The sequence below is a fragment of the Mesorhizobium sp. M0306 genome, from assembly GCF_040321655.1.
Taxonomy (GTDB): Bacteria; Pseudomonadota; Alphaproteobacteria; order Rhizobiales; family Rhizobiaceae; genus Mesorhizobium.
Genome location: NZ_JAMYRY010000042.1, coordinates 13,847 through 34,761, shown reverse-complemented (window position 1 = coordinate 34,761; position 20,915 = coordinate 13,847). Strand labels below are relative to the sequence as shown.

The following is a 20,915-nucleotide window of genomic DNA, read 5'->3' as shown; positions in this document are numbered from 1 at the left end:
GTCATCCCGGCCGGATATTCGTTCAATCTGGACGGCACGAATATCTACATGACCCTGGCGGCCCTCTTCATCGCGCAGGCGACGAGCACCGATCTGTCAATCGGCGATCAGGTGCTGCTGCTTTTTTTCGCCATGCTCCCTTCGAAAGGAGCAGATCGCATTACCAGTACTGGATTCGTCACCTTGGCTGCAACGCTCTTTGTCGTCCCGACCGCCCCTTTCGTCGGCATGACGCTGATCCTTGGCGTCGACCACTTCATGTTCGAATGCCGTGCGTTCACGAATCTGCTCAGCAACGCAATGGCAACGCTCGTCGTCGCGCGCGGTGGGCGACCCGGATGAAGTTCGATCGGCAAAGGCCCTCGCGAGCGGACCCTCGGCGCTTTGGGTGGCGGAGGATCAAGTCGGCGGCGTTTCGAGGGGCGGTTGCGGCTGGCCTGCTCGCGCGAACGCCGCTCAGGCATTGCGGGCAGGGCACGAAGCCGCCGTAAAGGAACCGTGCGCTGACATCGGCAGCAATAGAGCTCCGCAATTCGCGTACTCCGGAACTGCTGGGGTTCTTGGAAGGTTTTCGAACCTTCTGTCTCGCTCCTCCAGCCGAATTGCGTGTGCTTATGAAAGAGATGGGGACTTCAGGTCGCGCTATCGGACAAAATTATCATCGGATACGTTCACTCCCCATTGGGGAGGGCGAGTCAGAAGATCGCTACTTCTTGAGACGCACCCATGAAGGAGACGTGACTATAACGTTTAGTGCCGCTTTATGTGGCCAGACGAGGGATGCTGCCTTGATCAGTTCCGCACAGATGCGCGCGGCGCGGGCGCTGCTCGGAATCGGCCAGGTCAGACTGGCCGAGTTGTCGGGAGGTCGATTACAACCAGACTGACAGCCGCAAGATCGAGGAGCGCATCCGTGAAAAAGACGTTCAGTTGCGCGAACTCCAGCACCGGGTCAAGAACAATTTGCAGATGATCACCGCCCTGATCCGAATCGAAACGCGCAATGCGGTAGAGCCGGACCAAAAGCGTTTCGAGCGCCTAGCAGGACGTGTCGATACCTTGGCGATGCTCTACCAAGAACTTTCCGGTGACGAACCAAAGGACGAGGTTGATCTCGGCGTCTATCTCAGTCAAATCGCATCGGGAGTCATGACCGCGCATACTACAGAGGGCATCCGGCTCGACATGAGCGTGGACACCTACCCAGTTTCGATGAATGTCGCCATGCCCGCCGGACTGGTAGTGAACGAACTGCTGACCAATGCACTAAAGCATGCTTTTCAAGGACGCGAGGGAGGCACGATCACCCTGCACAGCATCGTTGAGGGTGAAGGCTGCCGGGTGGTCGTCGCCGATGACGGTATCGGCCTGCCAGAAGGCGAGACATGGCCCAAGCACGGTAAGCTCGGCGCGTTGATTGCGCGCTCGCTGATCGAAAACGCCAACGCGCAATTCGACGTGAACTCCAGCCCGAATGAGGGCACGAGAGTAACTATCCTGTTCAGGCGGGCCACAGCAGCCGCCGCCTGTTAGCTGCGTGCTTATGGAGGCGGGACGTTATTTTTCGCTCAGTAGGTTGCCCAGGAGCTTGCCCCAGGTCTCCCGAGTGAGCTCTTGCCATGGAGGGGAGTCCGTTCGCTGCCTGAAAGGGATCGGCTTCGGTCGGCGGATATCTGGGGCAATGGCAGCCGTTAGTTCCGGCCGATTGAACTGGATGTACGGCTGCTAAGGGGATGATGCCGACCTGGCCGCCTTTTCGAGAACCGGGGAATTCAAGCCCGTGTTGCAGTGACTTTGGGGGCGGCTGGACGCCAAAAAAAGAAAGCCAGCTCAGAAGCTCGGCCAAGTTGTGAAGGTCAAAATCGCCATCAGGCATTGAAAAAGGCACGCTCTCATTATATATCTCCGATGCGTCGGAAGATTTATTTAGGAGCGACCATGGCAGCTGTAGCCGAAATGCTGAAGGCAACCGAGGCCGCCGTGGTCTCGCGTGTAAGCCTGCGAGATGTCAATCGCGCAATCGATGAACGCATCCTGCCCGATGCCTTCGTATCGGTTGACAACGGCCGGCACGTCCTGGCTGGAGCCTGCTCCTTCATCAGCTTCTACTTCGAGACCGCAAAGCGTCTAACCTCGGAAGAACGACTGTTTGCGATCAGGACGGTTGAGCCCAAGCTAACACGCTCGCGCTCGCTCGCTTGGGCGGCACTGCTGCGCGAGGACTGGACCGTGCGAGACGACTTTCTAACGATCGATCTGATGCCGTTCCTGAAGAGCACGAGTGAACGTCTGTCCGATCTCGAGGCGGCTCGCGAGATGGTCACGTCGTCGGATGACGTGCTCAGCGGCACGCCCGTTATCCGTAACACTCGCGTCCCAGTGTATGATGTCGCGGCATCAGTCACTGTCGGTCATTCGGTTGAGCGCATTCTTGGGGCCTACCCGAGCCTTGACACGGAGAAGGTACGGCTCGCGGCGATTTATGCAGAGGCGAACCCCCTGCGAGGGCGTCCTCGTACTGGAGACCTTCCAAAAGGCTCCGTCATCACTTCCGATCGCCGTGTTCCGCGTCTTAGGAAGGCGGGATGAAGTTCCTGATCGATGAATGTCTCACCCCCGAGCTTGCAAAAATTGCGCATGGGAAGGGTCATTGCGAGACCAGCCACGTTGTCTGGCTGGGGCTCGCCGGGCTCAAGGACTGGGAGCTCAAGCCGATCATTCTTGAAGGCGACTGGACCTTCGTAACCAAGAACTCGGTGGATTTTAGGGGGCCAAAGGATAACCCGGGCACCAAGGGACAGTATGCAGATGTTGCCATCCACGCAGGGCTTGTTTGCCTAAACGGCCCGCCAGGCATGGATCTCGACACGCAGATCGAACTTTTCGAAATGGCGCTGATCGAGCTGGACGACGATGATCTTGTGAACCAGGTTCTTGAAGTGATCCTCGAAGACGAGGAAACGTTGCGCGTTGTCCGTTATGCGCTACCGAAGGAATGATCGAAGCCAACGAGGCAGCAAGCCCGGGGCGCAGGACCGATTTCATCAATGATCCTGCCGTCGTCGCGAAGCGCGAACAGGCACCTGGCGAGACTGGCGCGGCAGAGTGAGACTGTCGCGAACAGACGATAAAAACAAACATCACTTGGGCACGCCGCAGAAAGGTGGCAAGCAGCCCTCTGGTCGCAACAAATGGAAGGCACGACTGGACGACATCGTCGCTATGCCAAAGGTCTTCGCATCTGGTCCGATCAGAAATCCTATCTCGACGCGACGGTCGCCTATGAAGAGACAAAAATGTAGCGCAATCGGTTCACGATCGATTGAAACCATGACCGTTCCTGTGCGGTGCTCAGACTGCCGCTGAGTGCCTGGCCTTTGCACTTTCAAAATATTTATCGAACTTCACCGCAATGCTCCTCACGAAGGGGCGATTTGCCGCCGGTACGACGAAACTGTCGCCTTGCAGTTCAAGCAGTTGAGCGGGATCCTTAAGGGCGATGGAGCTCGCCTGAAGCAGGAGCCTTTGGCCGGCTTGCCCGAAGCTCTCCACCAGATCGACAGCCGAGAAGGCGAAATCGCACATCAGCCGTTCAATGATCCATCCCCGGACGCGATCGTCGTCGGAGAGCACGATGCCGCGCACAGCCGCCAACCTGCCGTCTGCAACCACGCGGCCGTATTCGCCGGTCGAAGGCATGTTCTGCACGTAGCCCTGGCGAAAACGGCTGATCGACGAAGGGCCAAGTCCGATCAATGTCTCGCAGCGATCGTCCGTGTAGCCCTGAAAATTGCGGTGCAAAGCGCCCGCGCGGGCCGCTACCGCCAACGCGTCGCCCGGCTTTGCGAAATGGTCGAGCCCGATTGATTCATAGCCCTCGTCCACAATCGCTCGCGCGGCAAGTCGCGATTGAGCGAACCGCTCCGTGGGACCGGGGAGCCATGCCTCGTCGATCATCGTCTGATGTTTCTTGAACCAGGGCACGTGAGCGTAGCCGAACAGCGCCATCCTGTCCGGTTCCAGGGTGAGCGCCTGCGCCACGGTGGAACACAGAGTCTCCCTGGTTTGATGCGGCAGGCCGTAGAGCAGATCAAGGTTCACGGAATCCACTCCGCGGGAACGAACTTGGTCGACGACTGCCTTGGTCTGCAAAAAGCTTTGCTCGCGGTTGATCGCCTTTTGCACTTTCGGATCGAAATCCTGCACCCCGAGGCTCGCCCGCGTCATGCCGATTTCGGCAAGCGCATCAAGGCGGGCTTCGTCCGTATTGTTCGGATCGATCTCGACGCTGACCTTCGCATCGCCGAGAAAAACGAAGCTGTCCCGCAGCACCGTGCCCAGTGTCAGCATGTCCTCGGGCCTCAGCATCGTCGGCGAACCGCCCCCGAAATGAACTGCGCGAACTCGGCCCTTGCCGCTGACAAGGCCGCCAACCGTCGCGATCTCCGCATACAGCGAGCGCAGATAAGCGGCTACCGGCTCATAGTGGCGCGTCTGTCTGGTATAGCACGCGCAGAACCAGCAGAGCCTGTCGCAATAGGGAATATGCAGGTAAAGCGATATCTCGTCACCGCCTTCGAGCGCCTCCAACCAGCCTCGGTAGACGACAGCATCGACCCCCGTATGGAAATGCGGCGCGGTCGGATAACTGGTATAGCGCGGGACATTCTCGCCAAGTCTGGCAGCTAGCTCCGGTCGCATGTCGTGGTCCACCGTGTTTGCGTCGCCGGAACTGTGGATGCTTGGATGAGCCTAAGCCCTGATTTCGATCAACCTTCAGCACGGACAAACTGCCGCAAGGATTTTTCTACCGTCGATTGCTATCCTGCCTGCACTGGACCGGTAGACCGATCGAATGACATTACGGCAGGATATTCACAGTTCCGGCATTCCCGTTCTTTGCCTGTCTTGCGAGGCACGGCACCGCGGTGTCTGTGGTGCGCTCGAACCAGACCATTTGGCTCGGCTAGCCAAGACTTCGTCGCGGCACAAAATCGAGCCGGGGGTCGAACTGATCGGCGACGCCGAGGCGGTCGACAGCTATTCAAACGTGCTTTCAGGCGTGGTGAAGCTGACGAAGAGCCTTTCGGACGGCCGCCAGCAGATCGTCGGCCTCCAGTTCGCGCCGGATTTTCTGGGACGGCCCTTCAAGGTGAAAAGCGCGATCAATGCGCAAGCGGCAACAGTTGTCTCGCTATGCTCGTTTCCGAGAGCGGCCATCGAACGGATGATGAAGGAATCACCGGAATTTGTGCATCGCCTGCTCAAGCAGACGCTGAACGAACTCGACGAAGCACGCGAATGGATGGTTACTCTGGGGCGCAAGACCGCACCGGAGAAGGTGGCGAGCTTTCTCCTCATGATCGCCCGGAACATCGATTCCAGTGTTAACCCGGCGGCCAGGTCGGCGTGCTTCGAGCTGCCGATGACGCGTGCCGACATCTCTGATTTCCTTGGAATTACAAACGAGACCGTGAGCCGTCAGCTGACCAGCCTGAGAATGGACGGCGTGATTCGGATCGAGAACAACCGCCGTGTCACCGTGGACAGCATGAGCCGGCTGGAACGGCGCTGCGGCGGCCGAGGCGCAACCGCCGTTTGAATGACACCGAAGCTGCATGGCCTCCGTCACCTACTTCGTTCGGGGTAGGGCATGCTCGCGTTGGGCTTAGAAGAAATCGCATAGCGACAGCCCGCTCTCCATCCGATCGCATGAGCCAGGTGCGTTTCGGCCAACTCGTCGGCGAAGCATCCATCCTCGAGGTGCTCGACGTGCAACCAGCTAATGGGGGCAGCATTGGACTCGGCCGAGCTCAGTGCGCCTCATGCGGGAAAATGATCGTCTCCCCGGGCTGAACGAAACTGCGAACTTTGTGTTGCCCATTCCCCTCAAGGCTACGCTACAGCCCTCCGTGAAGATGCGGAAGCGTGATCGCGATCGCGCTGAGCCGATCCGGCTTGATCAGATCCGATATCTGTCAGCAATCGCACGCTCTGCTGGCGGACAAATCATTGGAACGAACAGCCAAGGAGTGACTACATGTCGACACGTTACGCAACCATCATCAAAGACGAAGAAGGACAGGAAATCGTCAGTAACATCGGTCAGTTTGAGGGCGGCCTGCCTAACATTCGCTCCGGCACAGTCGAGCAAGTCGCCGATGGCGTGATGATCGGCACGGTTCGCGGTGGTCCGCTCAATGACCTTGACGGCTGGGGCTTCCCAGAAGGCAGCACGGGCGGCGAGGGCCGGGCCGAAACGATCGCCAAGGCCGGCGCCAAGGTGCTCCGTATCGCCAAGGCTGCCAAGGGCAAAGCCGGCAAGGCTGGGAAGCTGCCTGCACCTGAAGAGCCGGCAGAGCCGTCCACTGATGCGGACGAGTGAGTGACGACGCTACCGCGGTCTACCGACTACTCAGAAGAGGTTGCGGCCCACATCTGCGAGGAGATCACGTCCGGGCGCTCGCTGAGGTCCATCTGTAAAGATAAGGAAACCGATTGGGGCGAATGGTATCGCTTGATGGGCGAGCGCCTGGGCGCAAAAACGATCAACATCGGAGTTGCCGGAACGCGCCTTGCCTATACAGGCCAGAACACGACGCCGGAGCATGCGAGGGCGCTGCAATACTTAGCTACCAAATTTGCAACGGCCATTAAGACCGGGGACTGGAGCGGTCTGATCGCCGCTGCGGAAGCAGATCATGTCGCCGATCCCACCTTAAACGGGGATTTTCGCAGGGCTATCAACAGCGCCGCAGCCATCGACTGGGCCAGTGTCGAGGTCTGCCTTTTCAGCTTCGGAACGAATGACTGGTCGGCTGGCGTTCCGCTGGGTATCGATGCGGATACCACCGAAAGCAGCAGCCTTCGCGGGGCGATGAACTTCATCGTCTCGGAAATATCCGCGACAATATCCGAAGATGCATATCGCCTTCGTCGCGCCGCGCTGGCGAAACGCTCCAGCCGACGCTGACACGACGCCTGATAGCAACCTGGGCCTATCTCTCTACGAATATGTCGACGCGATGATCGACAAGGCGAGGAAGCTGAAGGTGCCGGTCTTCGACCTCTACCGAAACGCCGGTATCAACAAGTTCAACTACGCCACGTTCTTGGTCGACGGCACGCATTCGGATGAGGGTGACGTGCGGACGGCCGAGAAAAACGCCGCGTTTCTGGGGTCGGCAGTCTGAGGTATGGTCGAGACCATGGACGAATTCACCCTCACAGCAAATGCCCGAAAATCTGCATCGAAGGGTTGCCCGAGTCCGGTTGAGGGCTGGTTGAGTGGCGCGTAGGTGGCCAAAAATAGAAATCCTCGCCTGCCACTTAGTGCGGCGGTCCGAAGCTGAGTGACTCCCGGCAGGCTTCCGCCAGTTTCATGCTCGCATTCCGGAGTTCCTTTAGATCTTCCCTCTTTGTTGCGAGGGTCTCCTCAAAGCGATTTATCGCCGAACCAACCGTGCCATCGCAGACCATCGGTACTGGCCCCCAATACAGTTCCCAGAAGCGCTGTTCTGCAGCAATTCGAACAGGGTCTTCCTCGCCCCTCGTACAAATCGCTGCGGTGGATGACACAAGTTCGTAGTAGACCGACTGCCTCTTCTCGCTAAAGGGCTTTTGGGCCTCCAATAGCGCTACGCGAGTGGTCTCTCGTTGTTCGTCAGCGTGCCTGATCATTGCCTCTCGCCGCTCATCTAAAAATTTGCGGATGGTTACGATGGCTCCGGCGATAGCGCGCCGATCCCGCCGACGAACTTGAGGGTCACGTCCCAAAATCTTGCTTGACCTTCGGACAAGCCCAGACTGGACCCTCCGAAATATGTCCCAGCGACCAAGGCAGCAACTGATAAAGCTGCCACCAAGATGCCCCACTTCAGCATGCCTGATGCGAGTACCGCGAGGATGACCTTCATCGGATCCTTCCCAAGCTAGGCCGCTCTTGAGGCTGCTTGATATGTGGGGTTGTTGGGTAATGTGGGGAAGTCACAGGAGCCGTGTGGAAACTGGCAGATGCAAATGGCCTGCCACAAGCGAAATGACATTCTCTAGGAAGCTCCCGGGATTTCCCCTCGCAACCCAACAACCCCACAAATTGGGGTTTGACCATGTTTGATCGTGCAAGTCGTCCGTCAGGGGCCGCTCTACCTATGGCGACAGTTCCGCCTCCACTCAATCGGGGCGAGTTTGAGAAGGCCCCAGGGGATCATGCGCAAAGTCGCGGAACACTACATCGGAACCGATGAGAGCCGGGTGTTGGAGGAGGCCGCTCGCCTGCTATCCACACTTGAGGCCATGCCCGAGCGGGATGCGATGAAGCAAGGTGAGCGCGGGCCTTCGATTGCGCTACCTTAAAACGTATCCGCACTACGCCGCGAAGAGCAAAACGGTTAGGGGCTTTGTCCGCTCATTCCGCGCTGACGCTGACCATTATCTGAAAAACCGCAGCAAATATGATGACAAGCGAACGGAACGGCCACGCTTCGACCCTGGCTTTCAGTGCCACGTATCATCGAGCTTTGCGGCGGCGAAATTCCGAGCGACAATACCGTACGCCGCGATGCGCAATGATTTCAAATGGTTATGAAAATCGCGGGTCCTTCCGGGGCGGTGTCAGGGTGAGGGGAGCGCTGCATCGCACGTTCTCACTAGCGACAGAAATCTAGGAAAGCATATCTCAAGTTATAATGACGCATGATATTCTAAAGACATAATCTGTTTGATTAATTTCGTTTTGCATATGTGTCTTTCCGCTATTCGCAGTGATACCTGAACCTGCATTGCCCCGTGGCGGCAAGTCCGGCTACTGTCCCGAGCAGACCGAACTATGATGCCAAAGGGCGTTGTTGATTGAGGACAAACAGCCGGGCCACGATCTCATCGTCGCTGAGCACTCCAGCTCGCCAATCGTCGGCCCAGCCGTAGGCTTCTGCCACCGCCTCATCGAGTTCGGCGTGAGCGTTCGCCAGCCATTGGGGCCTTGCGTTGTAAAGGTTGGTCAAGGTGCGTTGGTTGAGCTCCTTAGCGGCGTGCTCATCCTTGGGCACAATGCGATTGGGATAGTCCGGCCCAATGTCCGGCTCCCGCTCGATCAGGTTGGCTGGATTGAGCCAATTCTCTCGCAATTCATCAAGTCGTGAGGCCGCGGTCGCGATCGCATTTGCGCGAGGATCAACGGCATAGTCAGCAGCGAGAATGTCGGGGGTGAGACCTTCGGGGAAGGGAAAGGTAAGGTATACAAACGACGCATTGTATCGCCGCTGATTTCCAGCGCCGATGCGGTTGCCGAAGTATGTGGACCACACTTCATGAAAAGAGCTCTGCAAAATCCCGAAGCCGGTCAAACCTGCATATGGGAAGGCATAAAGGGTCTTATCCGGAACCATCGTCGACGGAAGGAAGCGGAATACTCGATGCTCGGTAGTTTCGGCCGTAGCCAGATAGCGGTCAACCGTCTGAAGGATCGCCCTCATTGCTCGGCGTGATCGGTGAGGTTCCCACCAGGAAGGGTTTTGACCGGGGGTGGATGTCCGGTAGTTCGTAAAGCTGACTAGCTGGCCGTCCCTGTGGGGATCATATCGTGCGCTATGAAGGTACTCGAAGGGCAGCTCGAATTCGCTTGCAGTCGTTTTGCTCAGCCCTTGAGGGAAATCGATAAGAAACTCTTCCGTAGGACGCCCAACGATATCGTCGGTCGATGCGTAAGCTGAGAGAACCTTCGAATTCCGACTGCCATTCGGGTTCGTCGGCGATTGCAACCATTTCTTCGCCTGCTCACGAGGGACGGTAAGAGGGCCGCTAAGTTGCACGCCAATGAAGACGGAACCCGTATTTTGCCCGAGCCGTTTGACGCTGCTCGTATCAATACCTGAGGTAAGGTTCGGATTGATGTGCTTGACTTGAATTCCGTTTAGGCTTGTACCCCTGATAGGGTCTTTGCCAGTGAAGCAAACAACGGAAACCCTAACTGCTGCACCGTTGACCACCCACCGCTCATTCTGCCAAGCATTAAATATTCTAGTGTCGGCGCTCAATCGTATTAACACTGGAAGATTGGCGTTCTTTGCGATTGCCTTGGTAGCTACCAAGCCGCACCGGCGAAGCCTCCCCTCTGCAATCATCGCTCGCGACTTTTCAAACCAGTAGCAAACCAGGTCGGAGAAGGGAGCTATTCTCCCCGAATAGATACGCCGGATGGTTTTGGTGGTTTCGTCGCCGAGGTTGCGCCTCATGCTTTTCCCACCGAGAAACGGTGGGTTGCCGACGATCACATCTACCGTCGGCCAAACTGACTCCACCCAATTGTCCGCCTCGGCATCGTAGTCTACAAGGGCGTCTCGACACTCGATTGTCTCCAAGGGCCGCAAGATCGGGTCTTTCACAGCGTCGAAGCCATTGCGCCGCATCCATTGAATTTCGCCGATCCAGACTGAAACGCGCGCCAATTCCGCTGCGTATGGGTTGAGTTCGATTCCAAGCACACATTCTGGTCCTATACGCGGAAAGCCGCGTGGAAGGCCGAGAGCTTCGGCGTCGAGATTAGCGCGATGCTCTATGTCCTTGAGCGACCGCAGTGCGACGTACAGGAAGTTGCCGGAACCGCAGGCGGGATCGAGGACACGGAAGTTCGAAAGGCGCTCAATAAAGGCGTTGTGAATTGTTTCCGCCTCGGTGATTGCCCTTGTGCGCTTGGCAAGCTCCGACCCTCGCAGCAGCTTGTCTTTCGTCTGACGCGGGGCGTTCTCGACGAGCGCAGTAACCTTCGCAAACGCCTCAGCCCATTCGGCCTCGAGCGGTTCGATGATTGTCGGACGGATGATCATCATGATTTTGTCGCGGTCGGTGTAGTGCGCGCCCAACTGACTGCGTTTAGCGGGGTCCAGCCCCCGCTCAAACAGCGTACCGAGAATTGAGGGATCGATCTGCGACCAGTCACGTCCAGCAGCCGCGAGCAGTTTGACGATGTCATCGGCGGTCACCGGTAGTACATGGTTGTCCTTGAACAGGCCGCCGTTAAACCAATCGATCGCCGTAAAGCCGACCTTTCCCCCTTTGTGTGCCATCGCGCCAAAAAGCGTCGCAGCATTTTCAGTAAATTTCGTCGGGTCGTTGCGGCTGACCTCGAGCATTTTTGTGAAGAGATGGTCGGGCAGCAAGCCCACATCTTCCGCGAACATACAAAATACCAGTTGGATGACGAAATGCGCTACCTGATGCGCTTCGTGGCCACGGTCCCGCAGGCGCTGCGCCAGCTCAGCAAATTCTCCGGCGGTTTCCTCGGTTAATTCCTGGCGAGTTTTTTTCGGTTTAAAGATATCAGGATCGAGGAAAACTGCTTTTAGCCGGTCTCGCACTGCGCCATCGATCAGATCGTCGAGCGCGAATTCGTGCGTCTCCTGAACGCTATTCGTCCAGTTGGTCCGGATGATTATTCTGGCCATATCGGATACGATCAGAAGCGGCGGATTCTCCAATGCGACTGAATATTGAAGAAGCTGGTTGTAGGCTTTATCGAGGTTGGCATGCCGGCCTTTATACTCCCAGCCAAAATGGCCCCTCCGCCATACATCAGCCCAGCCTTCGCCACCGCTCGTTTTGCTCGCACCCCTCTCGAACGTAAACCAATCTCCAGTGGGATCAGCAGACACTGGGTCTAGCACTCCTAAAAGCGCGCACAGATCGTTGAAATGGCTCTGCGAGGCAGAGCGTTCCTTCAACTCGACATTGCGCCATTTCATTAGGAATTCATGCGGAGTCATCAGCGGTTCTCATTAACGTTATGGCGCGCCCGACAAGCTGGTCGCAGGAAAGCTAGTACCGGTTCTGAACGGCAAAGCAATTAGAGTTACCCATGCCAGCATAATTGTCGGCAGCTTGCGTGAAGGTCGCGTTTGAAAGGGAACGATCGACAAGAGTCGGCGCGTTTGCTTACCGGCACTATCACGCCTTCGCGATGCGGGCGTGCTCGGGTTCTCAACTTGACTCGAGCCTGATTATAGGCGCGAAATCGGCTGGGGGGATTTTGAATGAAGCGGCCATTTAGTTCGTTGAGCATCGACCAGCTTGAGGCAATCCTGGAGAAAGCCACCGCGAGTGGTAATTCCAAGGCAATCAAAGCCGTCGTTGGTGAAGCCGGATTTAGGAAGACAGCTCGTGCCGGGAGACTTTTGATGCGTGCCAAGTCCGCACTGGATGTAAAGCAGGCGGACCTCTTCGACCGAAGTCTCACAAATGGTAGAGACCAGCCCTCCGTGGCGCGCAAGGAAGTTGCGAGGAAGAGGGGAGGTCGCAAACCTACCGCAGATCGCAAACCTACCGCAGAGCAACAACAGGCAATTGAAGCCTTCCTGTCTGGTGGCTCGCTCCGTATCAACGCTTATGCGGGTACAGGCAAGACCGCGACACTGCAATTCCTTGCGCACGGCACTCGCCGCCGCGGCCAGTATATCGCTTTCAACAAGGCGATTGTCGGGGACGCCCGTGACAAGTTTCCTCCGACGGTAGATTGCTCGACAACGCATAGGCTGGCGCTGAAGGCACTGCACTCTGGTTATAAAGAAACTAGGGAAAAGTTCGCAGGGAAGGTCAGCACCAAGCAGCTCGCAGAGATCCTTGGGTTTAAGAAGACCTGGCGAGTCGACCGCGACCATTCGCTACAGACAGTTTCACAAGCCTATTTGATCCAGCAGACGGTCAAACGGTTCGCGCAGAGCGGCGACGATGAGATCTCTGACGCACACGTGCCTCGCCATGGATCCCTGCTTACGGCCAATGAAGACAGTCTGGCGGCGGTGAACGAGTTCGCCCGCAACAATGCCAAGCACGTGTGGCAGCGGATGTGCGACCCCAAGGACGCGATCCCACTGGGTTTTGACGGGTTTTTAAAGCTCTGGGGCCTGTCCAGGCCACAGATTGCAGCGGACTATTTACTCCTCGATGAGGCGCAGGACACTAATCCCGTGGTGCTCGACGTACTGCAGCGGCAAAGCGCTCAGCTTGTCTACGTTGGTGACCGATACCAGCAGATTTACGAATGGCGCGGCGCGGTGAATGCAATGGACGCGATCAAAACCGACTCCATTGTTGGGCTGACCCAGTCGTTCCGGTTCGGACCGGAAATCGCTGGTGAAGCCTCCCGCGTGCTGCTGCGGCTCGGTGAGAGTGTGCCGTTGACGGGCAATCCCGCCCTGCGAAGCCGTGTCGGCAGCTGCAAACCCAACGCCATCTTAGCGAGGACCAACGCGAACGTCATGACAGCGCTAATCCAGTGCCTCGACGAGGGCTGCAAGCCACATCTCGTTGGCGACAACAAGGATCTCAAGGAGCTGCTCTGGGGTGTGCGCGACTTGAAAGAGGGGCGTCCGACCGACGTCCCCGACTTCTTCGGTTTCACAAACTGGGAATCGGTCGTCGATTTCGCCAAGACCACCGAGGGCGAGCACCTGACCATGTTCGTCAATCTGGTGCAGAGTAAGGGCGAAAAGCGCCTCCTGTGGGCTATCAACCAATCGGTCAGCGAGGAGGCAGCCGAGCTTGTCATCTCGACAGCCCACAAAGCCAAGGGACGGGAATGGAAGAATGTCCGACTGATGGACGACTTCTTGAAGACCCGAGAGGCACGGACTACTGCGGATAAGGCCCAACAAGAGCGTGAAGATGCTGCTGAACTTAGACTGTTCTACGTCGCCGTTACACGCGCCAAGGAGGCGATAGAAATCCCCGTCATGGGTGTCAAAGGTGAGCAAACGCGAACTTCGGCCGTGTCGTTAGGGCTGGCGGCGCCGGCTTTGGCCAAGCGCGTTGTTACGCAACCGGCCGACTGGGAGGACCCGGTAAAGGAAAGCGGCAGAGTCCAACCACCGCATGTCCCCCAGAAACCGGCCAAGCGTGGCTTCTTTTCCCGTCTATTCGGCGGGTAAGTTACGAGCCCGCCGGATACGCCCTATTCTGGGATTTAATCTGCCCCCTGCTGATTGATTGAATGTCCGCTTGGGCGCAGGCCGGCGACAGCCGTCAAGTGTCAGGTAGCTCTCCGGACAAGATCGAGGACATCCACTTGGCGGCCGCACGTTCGATCATGTTCCGGATGCTCTGGTCCCACTTGCATTCCCGCGGGCTAATTCACGGCCGCTGCCCAGGGGTTGTGTGCGAAGCTCGGTCTGGAAACAGAAAAAAAGCGAAAACGCTGGCCGGCCAGGCTCGTCCGTGCCTCGAAGTCGCTAAGGAAGTTCCACTTCACCAGGAGTTGAGTTCTCTTAGTCGCTTATTTGGGCTCGACAAATCCGACCATTCCGCTCAGTCCACTCGCAACATGCACCGTTCCAGCAGGCCAGCTGGATTGGCGAACGGCTTCGCAATTGGATGCGTCGTGTGGGCTTCGTAAACGCGCCACAATATGTATTGGTCACGTTCACGGAGCGCTTTTTCGAACTCCCGCTGCGGCCATTCAAATCGGCCGTCGACCCCCATGGTCGATTTCACCTCGAGCCATAGGGGTTTTCCCTCCTTGTCGATGGATCGAATGTCGTGGTCGGCGCCAGGATGTGTCCTCGAGACCCAGATCACGTGCTTCTCGGGTTCCCCATGGCCGAGCAATCGAACCCGCTCCAATTCCGCGCGGTAAACGATTTCTTCTCCTCGGGCGCCGACCTTTTGATCCCTGTCCACGTCGTTGGCTTCCGGCGGACGCCAACTGCTGGACCCACCGGAATACCAGCTGCCGCTGGCGGGGTGAGGCGGTAAGCGGACAGACGACCTTCAACAACTCGAAAAATTGAGCCGGGCCAGCCATGGGTCAGTGATCAGCGGCAAAGCGTTTTCGTGCCCGGAACGGCTATATCCAGCCCGTCGATGGTGGTCACGAATTGCGGCAAGGCATTCAGCTTGGGTCTCCCTTGGACCAATCGTAGTCCGTACCCCAGTAGCGCAGCAGGTGCCGCAGTTTCTTCAGCTGTAGGCTCTGCGAAGTGTCGCTGGCGGTTTCGCGAAGGGGCAGGCGGGTCGGGGCCAACTGCTAAGTCAGCGTCGCGAACGACAGCTTTGCGCAGGTGGGTTCAACCGGTCACTGCAACACCTTCTGTAGCCTTAGCGCGGATGGCAAGACCTGCCGCAATCCCGCGAGAGATCTCTTCGCGCTCCCCAGCTCGAGCGCCGAGGCCGCTCTACGCCTTGCTGCCGGAGCAATGCCGCCGTGTAAGGATGCGATCCGCTGAACGCCGCCCTTGTTCCGGCGCTCCAGTGCCCGCGAGATCGACGAAATGCTCTGACCTTGCTTCCATCGCTCCCAGAGCTCGGCCTTCTGCTCCGTGGTAAAGCAGATCCGTGACGTCACCATGCGACACCTCCCAATCCTCTCAGATTAAAGGTGTTGCGACGACCGGTTGAACCCACCGCCCAATTTCAGACACTCCGTGGTGATTTCGCTGCGCTCGAAAGCGGACGCTCGAATGACACGTGCGGTGTGACCGATAAGCATCTTTAGAGGTCGTCTGGCAAACGGTTCGCGGTGGAAAAATATCTTGGCGACCGTGAATCACGACGGCGCGCTCTGCAAATCGTGCCTATCGACACGCAACAACCACTATAGCCCTGCCGGTTCACCATCGACGCTGTTTTGCCTGACACCGACCATGCGGTCCGCATCAAGATATTCACGTTGGGTCGCTAACCGGGGCAATGTGTTCCTCCAATTCCATCTGCCTTGAATTCTCCACGAGAACGTTCCGCTGAATAAGCCGATTCACAAGCGAGGCGGGATGAATTTCATCGGCTACGCAAAGTAGTTGTTGCAAGTTGTGGCGACCCGTCGTTCGCGCTTGGCAAAGTCGGACAGTTCATTCTATGGCTATCGGCAGGGGAGCAATTTATGCAGCGTGTGCGAATCCTTCAAATCGGCGATGTTCACTATCCAGACTGGCATTCCTCCGCTAGCGACATCGATGCAAAGGACAGCAAGTTCGCTCCGAAGATCACCCAGAAGTTGCGTGCCTCCTCACTTCGGGCAGTCCTTACCAAGCTCCGGCGACTGATCACCACGAAGCGCCCAGATGCGGTGGCATTCATGGGGGATTTTACGAGCCGTGGCGACAAGGAATACATCGCGTCCGCCTTCCAGCATTTGACCCTTTTGTGCCGCGCGCAGGGTAGTAAATCAGCATTTCTCCCCCTGATTTTTGTTCCCGGTAATCATGACGTGAATCGCGACGATGCGCGGGACCTCGGACCGACCGAGAAGTTCAGCGAAATGGCAGGATTGGCAGCTGGCCTCGGTTGGGAAACTGTGCCAGTGGACCAACCTGTCCACTTCAGGCTTCCGGCCAAGTCGGGTAGCGCCAATCTCATCTTGGTCAACACTGCGATAGGTAGCTGGGAGCTTCAGAACCTTCCTGCATTTCTTCGCGATCGGCTCAAGGAACTCAATACGGGGGCCGAGCCGGTTGATTTGGGTACCTCGGATACCTCAGGTCATTCCCCCGCCACGCCGCCAAATGACCCAACAAAGGACGCATCGGATGATGAGTACTACGGTCAACTTGACACCCCGTACATCTCACGGGAGATGCTTGCTGGGCTTCAAGAGTTGCTCCAGCAAGTCGGTATGCGGTTCAGCATCGTGATAGGCCACCACAACCTGCTTCCGCAGAAAATTCCACGCATCACACCTTACGCGGAGATGCTCAACAGCGGTTTTGTCCGGACCCAGCTGCTTCAAAGCGACAAGTCGATCGTCTACTTGCACGGGCACATCCATAGTGACCCCGTAGAAATCGTCAGCGATCCGCGATCTCCAAACGGCAAGCTGATCTGCATATCAGCCCCAGAGATACAGGCGGGGTTCAACGAGCTTGTCTTCTTCATGACAGATCAGGGAGAACTTGTCGGTATCCGCTTGATTCCCTATCGAACGAACGTCGCCGATGGTCTGGTCACTGAAGGCGAGCATTGCTTCATCTCGACCATCGCCAGCGGCAAGGCCTTCCTGAGTGGCGAAACTTTTGATCTGCTCGGCCGGCTCCGTGATCACGTCAAGAAGCGTGGCAGCGCCCTACTGTTCTGGGACGAGTTAGTGGAGATCGCGTTGACGGCCGCGCCCGACCAGGATCTGGAAGACTCCCTGCTAATGCTTCAGGCAGCCCGGATCATCGAGATTGACGGGCTGACGAAACCCAACTCGGAATGGCGGATCAAGGTAAGGGAAGAGTAGATGCAGAACCCCTTTGGCCCCAACAGGATAGAATACGAAAGTCGACCGATTCTTTGGTTTAGTCAGAAATCAGCTTCGATTTCGACAGCAGCAAAGCCTGTTTTCGTGGCGGGTACCAGGGGAAGTGGCAAGACTAGCATTCTTAGATCGCTTTCCACGGCTCACATCCTTGAAGACGACAATCTTGCAGAACAAGTCGGAAAGCTCGGCTGGTATGGAGTGTTCTTTCAGCTGAACGAGACATTTTCGCCGCTGATCGACAATGCCGTCCTCAGTCTCATTCCCGAGAATATACAGCTTGATCCGACTGCGGTGGCTAACCGACAGTTTATAATCTTCTCTCACTACCTAGAGCTGAAGATCGTCGAACGTCTGCTTGAGAGTGTTGTCCAACTCAGGCGGGACGGACACCTCAAATATCCAGCATCTGGCGATCGCGACGTCGCGCTAGCCCTGCATCGCCAAGTGCTGCACTTCATCCCGCAACCAGCGCGTCCAGACTTCTTCAGCATCGACGAATTGCGGGCGGGGGTTACGCGATACATCGACGACTGCTTCAATGCCTTCTTCTTCGCGGCGGACACGGCAAAGACAAACTTCAGGGCAACAGACCCCGGAGCCATAATCAACAAGGTTGCAACTGCGATCACTCCGCTCTTGGAAGGGCCTGCCTTCGCGAGCGGCACAGTCCCGTTCTTCAAGATACTGATTGACGACTGCGAGGCGCTCACGCCGCTACAGCAGCAGTTCTTGAACACGCTGGTCAGGAAAACGCGCGGCAACGTTAAGTGGGTGCTCGCCTATATCGGCGGACTTTATGACACGATCCGGACCATCATACCGGGCCAGTCCCTATCGAACGCCGACCGCGACGTCGAAAATCTCGACTCAGTAACGAACAAGGAATTCGCAACCCTCTGCGAGAACGTGTCATCACTTCGACTATATTACGCGCTTCCCGATGAGCTGCGAAGCAACCTAAAGCGCAAGAGCCCACTCAACGCGTTTTCATTGAAAAGCCGACTGGGAAGGCTTTCGGTCAACGAAATCATAGAGCGGGTGATTGAAACGGGGCATTCCGAAGGCCGAGACAGGCTAGTGACCCTCGCGGAGGCAGCGCGCGAATTTTTCTCCATAAACCTCAGGTCCGCCGACCAGCAACAGTTTCATCTTCACAGGAAGGCGCGGCCATATGCGGAGGGTCTGGCGCTCGCGCTCATGAAACCGGAAATTAAACGCAAGCCCATGAGTTCGGCGGACGCAGCGAATCTGATGCGCTCGATAGCACGAAAGCAGGGGTGGGCGTTCCTGCAAGCGTGCCGAATTCTGGGCCTCCACGAATATCCCTACGTAGGGCACCAAATAATTACGTCATTGAGCGATGTCTGCATACGAGACTTCCTTGACATAATGGGGGAGATCTTCCGCCGTAGCGTTCCGAATGCGAGCGATCTGCGCAAGCTGGTGGACTTCATCAACTCGGATTCGCAGATCGCCATCGAACAGCAAAAACAAGCAGTAAACGCTGCCTCCAAGAGAAAGATGGACGGCCTGCAGGCGCTTTCACATCCCTATGAGGAAGAGAGCGTGCGCATGGTGCGTGCGCTCGGATACCTCACCGCGCGCCTCCAAACAGACTTTGCCGAGGATAGCCCCCTCGGCACAACTGAAAGGGGTATTTTCAAGGTTGATCTTAGTGAGATGCGCTCGCTCGTGAATAAGCTCGAGCTTCCAACAGGGAAACTAGACGAGGTCCTGCGACGTGCGGAGAAAGATGGTTTCATTCGCGAGGTCTCCGCTGCGGGCAACTTGGAGGTGGATCGGGCCGATGCAAGATCGAAGGAGATGCTCATACGGTTGCATCGTCGTTTTGCCCCGTACTTTGGATATTCTTATCGCGGGCCCTATGAGACGAACACAATTCCGGCTGCGCGAATCGTTGACCTGCTCTTCACGCGATACCGCATCCCGGAGGACTGGGCCGACGCAGTGTTCAAAGAACTCGTCGCACGGCCGGCTTCACATACCGAATTTCAGGGCTCTCTGTTTGAGAGTGATCTAGAATGACCCCAACGGTTGAGTATCGGGTGTTCGGCAACGTGGCTGTCACTGAGAGGGTCAGTGATCGCGGTGCTGTCGAAGTGGTCGAAGCAGACATTGCGATCGTTGCGCTTGGATGGGAGACGCGGTTCACCGCCTTCGGCGACCACGTTGATCTTAAGGTCAAGAAAATGATCGTTCTCGACTTCGCGCTAAAGAGCACCGGCATCGCGGCCGTTGAGGCCAACCGGGAAAAGCTCGTTGCGATAGGCAAGCGGTGGGGCATCGATGTCACGGTTGTCGACCTGGAAGCATCAATCGAATACCAGAAGAACATCAATATCCTCGACCACACGCTGTCGCAAATGGCCGAGTCCTATGGTTCCTACCAGGGAAACCTGCGCAAGGTCTTCGTAGAATGCTCAACGATGCCCCGGATCTACATTCAGTGGCTTGTTGCCTTCGCTTTCAAGAAAGTGGCTATCCAGTCGCTGGAGTTCGGCTATGCCGAAGGGACTTATGAGAATGCAGCCGGCAAAGAGGACTTTTCCAGCGGCCTCGACCGCTATGTGACGGTACCCCATCTTCAAGGCGGCGGCGGTATGGGTGAGGAGAAGATCCTGCTGGTGGGTATCGGCGGAGATGCGGACGTCTTCTATGGATTGATCGATCTGGTAAGTCCGGAACGAATCTCTCTTCTCGTTCCCCGAAGCGAACGAAATGAGCACATCGATGTATTGCTAGATCAGCAGGTTGCCAAAGTTCGTGAGACCCATCGGCTTGAAGAAGGTGAAGTTCGCGACATCGAAGCATTCGGCCTTACGGCTCACCTCGACGCTTTCGAAGCTTATCTCGAGGGTTTCGGCTCGCGATCGGTCGTGAACGTATTCGTGAGCGGGCCTAAAGTTCAGGCGATTGCCGCAGCCGTTCTGGCGTGCAGTGACAACCGGGTCCAGATTAAGGCGCGAATCCCTACCTCATATGCCCACCGGGAGGTTTCAGCGAACGGGCGATATCATTTTTACAAGCTGATCGATCTGACCTCGCCTGCTTGTAGCCTTCCTGGGACGTTCTGACTCTGTCTTGCTTTCACGCAGCATCGTGATCGCCGTGGCCATACGGGTTGATCCACAACATACATAGAAAGTGCGATATCATCCGGTATGTGATTTCAGGAGAACGGCAGCTTGCGGGTGGCTTGGTCTAACGGCGGACTGACAGCTTCCGGCCCTATTTTGGTCATTCGCGAGAGCCGCTCATATTCGGACGCGCCGTCTGGCTTCTTTGTTGGGCCGACGCCAGCGGAGCTCGCTTTTGAAATTTGTGAACCGTCATGATTCCACGAGTATCCACGGGTCGCCAGGAGACGAATATTAGACAAATATCAAACGAGATTTTTTGAAGATGAGCTAGTGCTTGAAATTGCTGGTACGCCCAAGGGGAATCGAACCCCTGTTACCGCCGTGAAAGGGCGTTGGCGATACTGAAATCGTGCGAAGCCCTCCTGTCACACGACGATCGCGGCAATCATCAGATCAGCGATCAGCCGTTTTCCTCCGATTTTTTGGATCGGCTAAGTACTTGAAACTGTTGGCTCCCCGAACGATGAATGTCACGAAGCCAGCGCAACGCTGGCGCTGGCTGTCCCAAGGCATTGAAGCGATCGACGTTC

16 protein-coding genes and 3 pseudogenes are annotated in these 20,915 nt (G+C 56.9%); 13 read left to right on the top strand and 6 right to left on the bottom strand.

Annotated features, from left to right (window positions below; all coding sequences use genetic code 11):
- The 5 genes and pseudogenes from NKI95_RS31460 to NKI95_RS31440 form a co-directional block, all read left to right on the top strand.
- A partial coding sequence (locus tag NKI95_RS31460) for a cation:dicarboxylate symporter family transporter (RefSeq protein WP_352721704.1) occupies positions 1-342 on the top strand: 342 nt, incomplete at its 5' end.
- Between the two features lie 446 nt (positions 343-788).
- Positions 789-866, top strand: a pseudogene (locus tag NKI95_RS31455) (helix-turn-helix domain-containing protein); the annotation flags it as partial.
- 25 nt (positions 867-891) lie between these two features.
- Positions 892-1,533, top strand: a pseudogene (locus NKI95_RS31450) (sensor histidine kinase); the annotation flags it as partial.
- Positions 1,534-1,938: 405 nt separating this feature from the next.
- Positions 1,939-2,589 carry a DUF433 domain-containing protein gene (locus tag NKI95_RS31445; RefSeq protein WP_352549603.1) on the top strand — a complete coding sequence of 217 codons (651 nt, stop codon included), beginning with the start codon at positions 1,939-1,941 and terminating at the stop codon, positions 2,587-2,589.
- Positions 2,586-2,999 carry a DUF5615 family PIN-like protein gene (locus tag NKI95_RS31440; protein ID WP_352721702.1) on the top strand — a complete coding sequence of 138 codons (414 nt, stop codon included), beginning with the start codon at positions 2,586-2,588 and terminating at the stop codon, positions 2,997-2,999. Before NKI95_RS31445 ends, NKI95_RS31440 begins: the two co-directional genes overlap by 4 nt.
- A gap of 352 nt (positions 3,000-3,351) precedes the next feature.
- On the opposite strand, the gene hemN is transcribed toward NKI95_RS31440, so the two are convergent.
- On the bottom strand, positions 3,352-4,701 hold the full coding sequence (gene hemN / locus NKI95_RS31435; RefSeq protein ID WP_352721700.1) for an oxygen-independent coproporphyrinogen III oxidase: 1,350 nt from the start codon (positions 4,699-4,701) through the stop codon (positions 3,352-3,354).
- A gap of 154 nt (positions 4,702-4,855) precedes the next feature.
- On the opposite strand from hemN, the gene NKI95_RS31430 reads away from it, so the two are divergent.
- The 4 genes from NKI95_RS31430 to NKI95_RS31415 all read left to right on the top strand — a co-directional run bounded on the left by NKI95_RS31430 (position 4,856) and on the right by NKI95_RS31415 (position 7,193).
- Positions 4,856-5,602: a Crp/Fnr family transcriptional regulator gene (locus NKI95_RS31430; RefSeq protein ID WP_352567104.1), complete on the top strand. Its 747-nt coding sequence runs from the start codon at positions 4,856-4,858 to the stop codon at positions 5,600-5,602.
- 438 nt (positions 5,603-6,040) lie between these two features.
- On the top strand, positions 6,041-6,385 hold the full coding sequence (locus tag NKI95_RS31425; RefSeq protein ID WP_352721699.1) for a hypothetical protein: 345 nt from the start codon (positions 6,041-6,043) through the stop codon (positions 6,383-6,385).
- Positions 6,386-6,973, top strand: a complete 588-nt coding sequence (locus NKI95_RS31420) for a hypothetical protein (RefSeq protein WP_352721697.1) — start codon at positions 6,386-6,388, stop codon at positions 6,971-6,973.
- A gap of 52 nt (positions 6,974-7,025) precedes the next feature.
- The gene (locus tag NKI95_RS31415) at positions 7,026-7,193 is read left to right on the top strand and encodes a hypothetical protein (protein WP_352502741.1); all 168 of its coding nucleotides are present in this window, start codon (positions 7,026-7,028) and stop codon (positions 7,191-7,193) included.
- Between the two features lie 522 nt (positions 7,194-7,715).
- Here NKI95_RS31415 and NKI95_RS31410 read toward each other — a convergent pair.
- Positions 7,716-7,916 carry a hypothetical protein gene (locus tag NKI95_RS31410; protein WP_352721696.1) on the bottom strand — a complete coding sequence of 67 codons (201 nt, stop codon included), beginning with the start codon at positions 7,914-7,916 and terminating at the stop codon, positions 7,716-7,718.
- 909 nt (positions 7,917-8,825) lie between these two features.
- Positions 8,826-11,759 (bottom strand): class I SAM-dependent DNA methyltransferase, encoded by a 2,934-nt coding sequence (locus tag NKI95_RS31405; RefSeq protein ID WP_352721695.1) that lies wholly within the window; start codon positions 11,757-11,759, stop codon positions 8,826-8,828.
- A gap of 267 nt (positions 11,760-12,026) precedes the next feature.
- Here NKI95_RS31405 and NKI95_RS31400 point away from each other — a divergent pair, with 267 nt between their 5' ends.
- Positions 12,027-13,919, top strand: a complete 1,893-nt coding sequence (locus tag NKI95_RS31400; protein WP_352721694.1) for a UvrD-helicase domain-containing protein — start codon at positions 12,027-12,029, stop codon at positions 13,917-13,919.
- Positions 13,920-14,295: 376 nt separating this feature from the next.
- Here the strand turns inward: NKI95_RS31400 and NKI95_RS31395 are convergent, their stop codons facing one another.
- The 3 genes and pseudogenes from NKI95_RS31395 to NKI95_RS34575 all read right to left on the bottom strand — a co-directional run.
- Positions 14,296-14,667 (bottom strand): protein NO VEIN domain-containing protein, encoded by a 372-nt coding sequence (locus NKI95_RS31395; protein ID WP_352721692.1) that lies wholly within the window; start codon positions 14,665-14,667, stop codon positions 14,296-14,298.
- A 211-nt stretch (positions 14,668-14,878) separates the two neighbouring features.
- Entirely contained in the window at positions 14,879-15,010 is a 132-nt protein-coding gene (locus NKI95_RS34580; protein WP_502895756.1) for a hypothetical protein, read from the bottom strand.
- Between the two features lie 70 nt (positions 15,011-15,080).
- Positions 15,081-15,334: pseudogene (locus NKI95_RS34575) on the bottom strand (IS30 family transposase); the annotation flags it as partial.
- A 531-nt stretch (positions 15,335-15,865) separates the two neighbouring features.
- Between NKI95_RS34575 and NKI95_RS31385 the strand changes: the two are divergent.
- The 3 genes from NKI95_RS31385 to NKI95_RS31375 are packed head-to-tail and all read left to right on the top strand — an operon-like array spanning position 15,866 to position 20,319.
- Positions 15,866-17,203, top strand: coding sequence for a metallophosphoesterase family protein (locus NKI95_RS31385; RefSeq protein WP_352721690.1), 1,338 nt, complete (start codon positions 15,866-15,868; stop codon positions 17,201-17,203).
- Positions 17,204-19,270 carry an ORC-CDC6 family AAA ATPase gene (locus tag NKI95_RS31380; protein ID WP_352721688.1) on the top strand — a complete coding sequence of 689 codons (2,067 nt, stop codon included), beginning with the start codon at positions 17,204-17,206 and terminating at the stop codon, positions 19,268-19,270.
- Entirely contained in the window at positions 19,267-20,319 is a 1,053-nt protein-coding gene (locus NKI95_RS31375) for a hypothetical protein (protein ID WP_352502734.1), read from the top strand. Before NKI95_RS31380 ends, NKI95_RS31375 begins: the two co-directional genes overlap by 4 nt.
- Positions 20,320-20,915 lie beyond the last annotated feature (596 nt).

What these genes read in the sequence shown, in the direction of transcription:
- NKI95_RS31445 (WP_352549603.1), top strand. Translation starts at nt 1,939, where the DNA reads ATGGCAGCTGTAGCCGAAATGCTGAAGGCAACCGAGGCCGCCGTGGTC.
- NKI95_RS31440 (WP_352721702.1), top strand. Translation starts at nt 2,586, where the DNA reads ATGAAGTTCCTGATCGATGAATGTCTCACCCCCGAGCTTGCAAAAATT.
- hemN (WP_352721700.1), bottom strand. Translation starts at nt 4,701, where the DNA reads ATGCGACCGGAGCTAGCTGCCAGACTTGGCGAGAATGTCCCGCGCTAT.
- NKI95_RS31430 (WP_352567104.1), top strand. Translation starts at nt 4,856, where the DNA reads ATGACATTACGGCAGGATATTCACAGTTCCGGCATTCCCGTTCTTTGC.
- NKI95_RS31425 (WP_352721699.1), top strand. Translation starts at nt 6,041, where the DNA reads ATGTCGACACGTTACGCAACCATCATCAAAGACGAAGAAGGACAGGAA.
- NKI95_RS31415 (WP_352502741.1), top strand. Translation starts at nt 7,026, where the DNA reads ATGATCGACAAGGCGAGGAAGCTGAAGGTGCCGGTCTTCGACCTCTAC.
- NKI95_RS31410 (WP_352721696.1), bottom strand. Translation starts at nt 7,916, where the DNA reads ATGAAGGTCATCCTCGCGGTACTCGCATCAGGCATGCTGAAGTGGGGC.
- NKI95_RS31405 (WP_352721695.1), bottom strand. Translation starts at nt 11,759, where the DNA reads ATGACTCCGCATGAATTCCTAATGAAATGGCGCAATGTCGAGTTGAAG.
- NKI95_RS31400 (WP_352721694.1), top strand. Translation starts at nt 12,027, where the DNA reads ATGAAGCGGCCATTTAGTTCGTTGAGCATCGACCAGCTTGAGGCAATC.
- NKI95_RS31385 (WP_352721690.1), top strand. Translation starts at nt 15,866, where the DNA reads ATGCAGCGTGTGCGAATCCTTCAAATCGGCGATGTTCACTATCCAGAC.
- NKI95_RS31380 (WP_352721688.1), top strand. Translation starts at nt 17,204, where the DNA reads ATGCAGAACCCCTTTGGCCCCAACAGGATAGAATACGAAAGTCGACCG.
- NKI95_RS31375 (WP_352502734.1), top strand. Translation starts at nt 19,267, where the DNA reads ATGACCCCAACGGTTGAGTATCGGGTGTTCGGCAACGTGGCTGTCACT.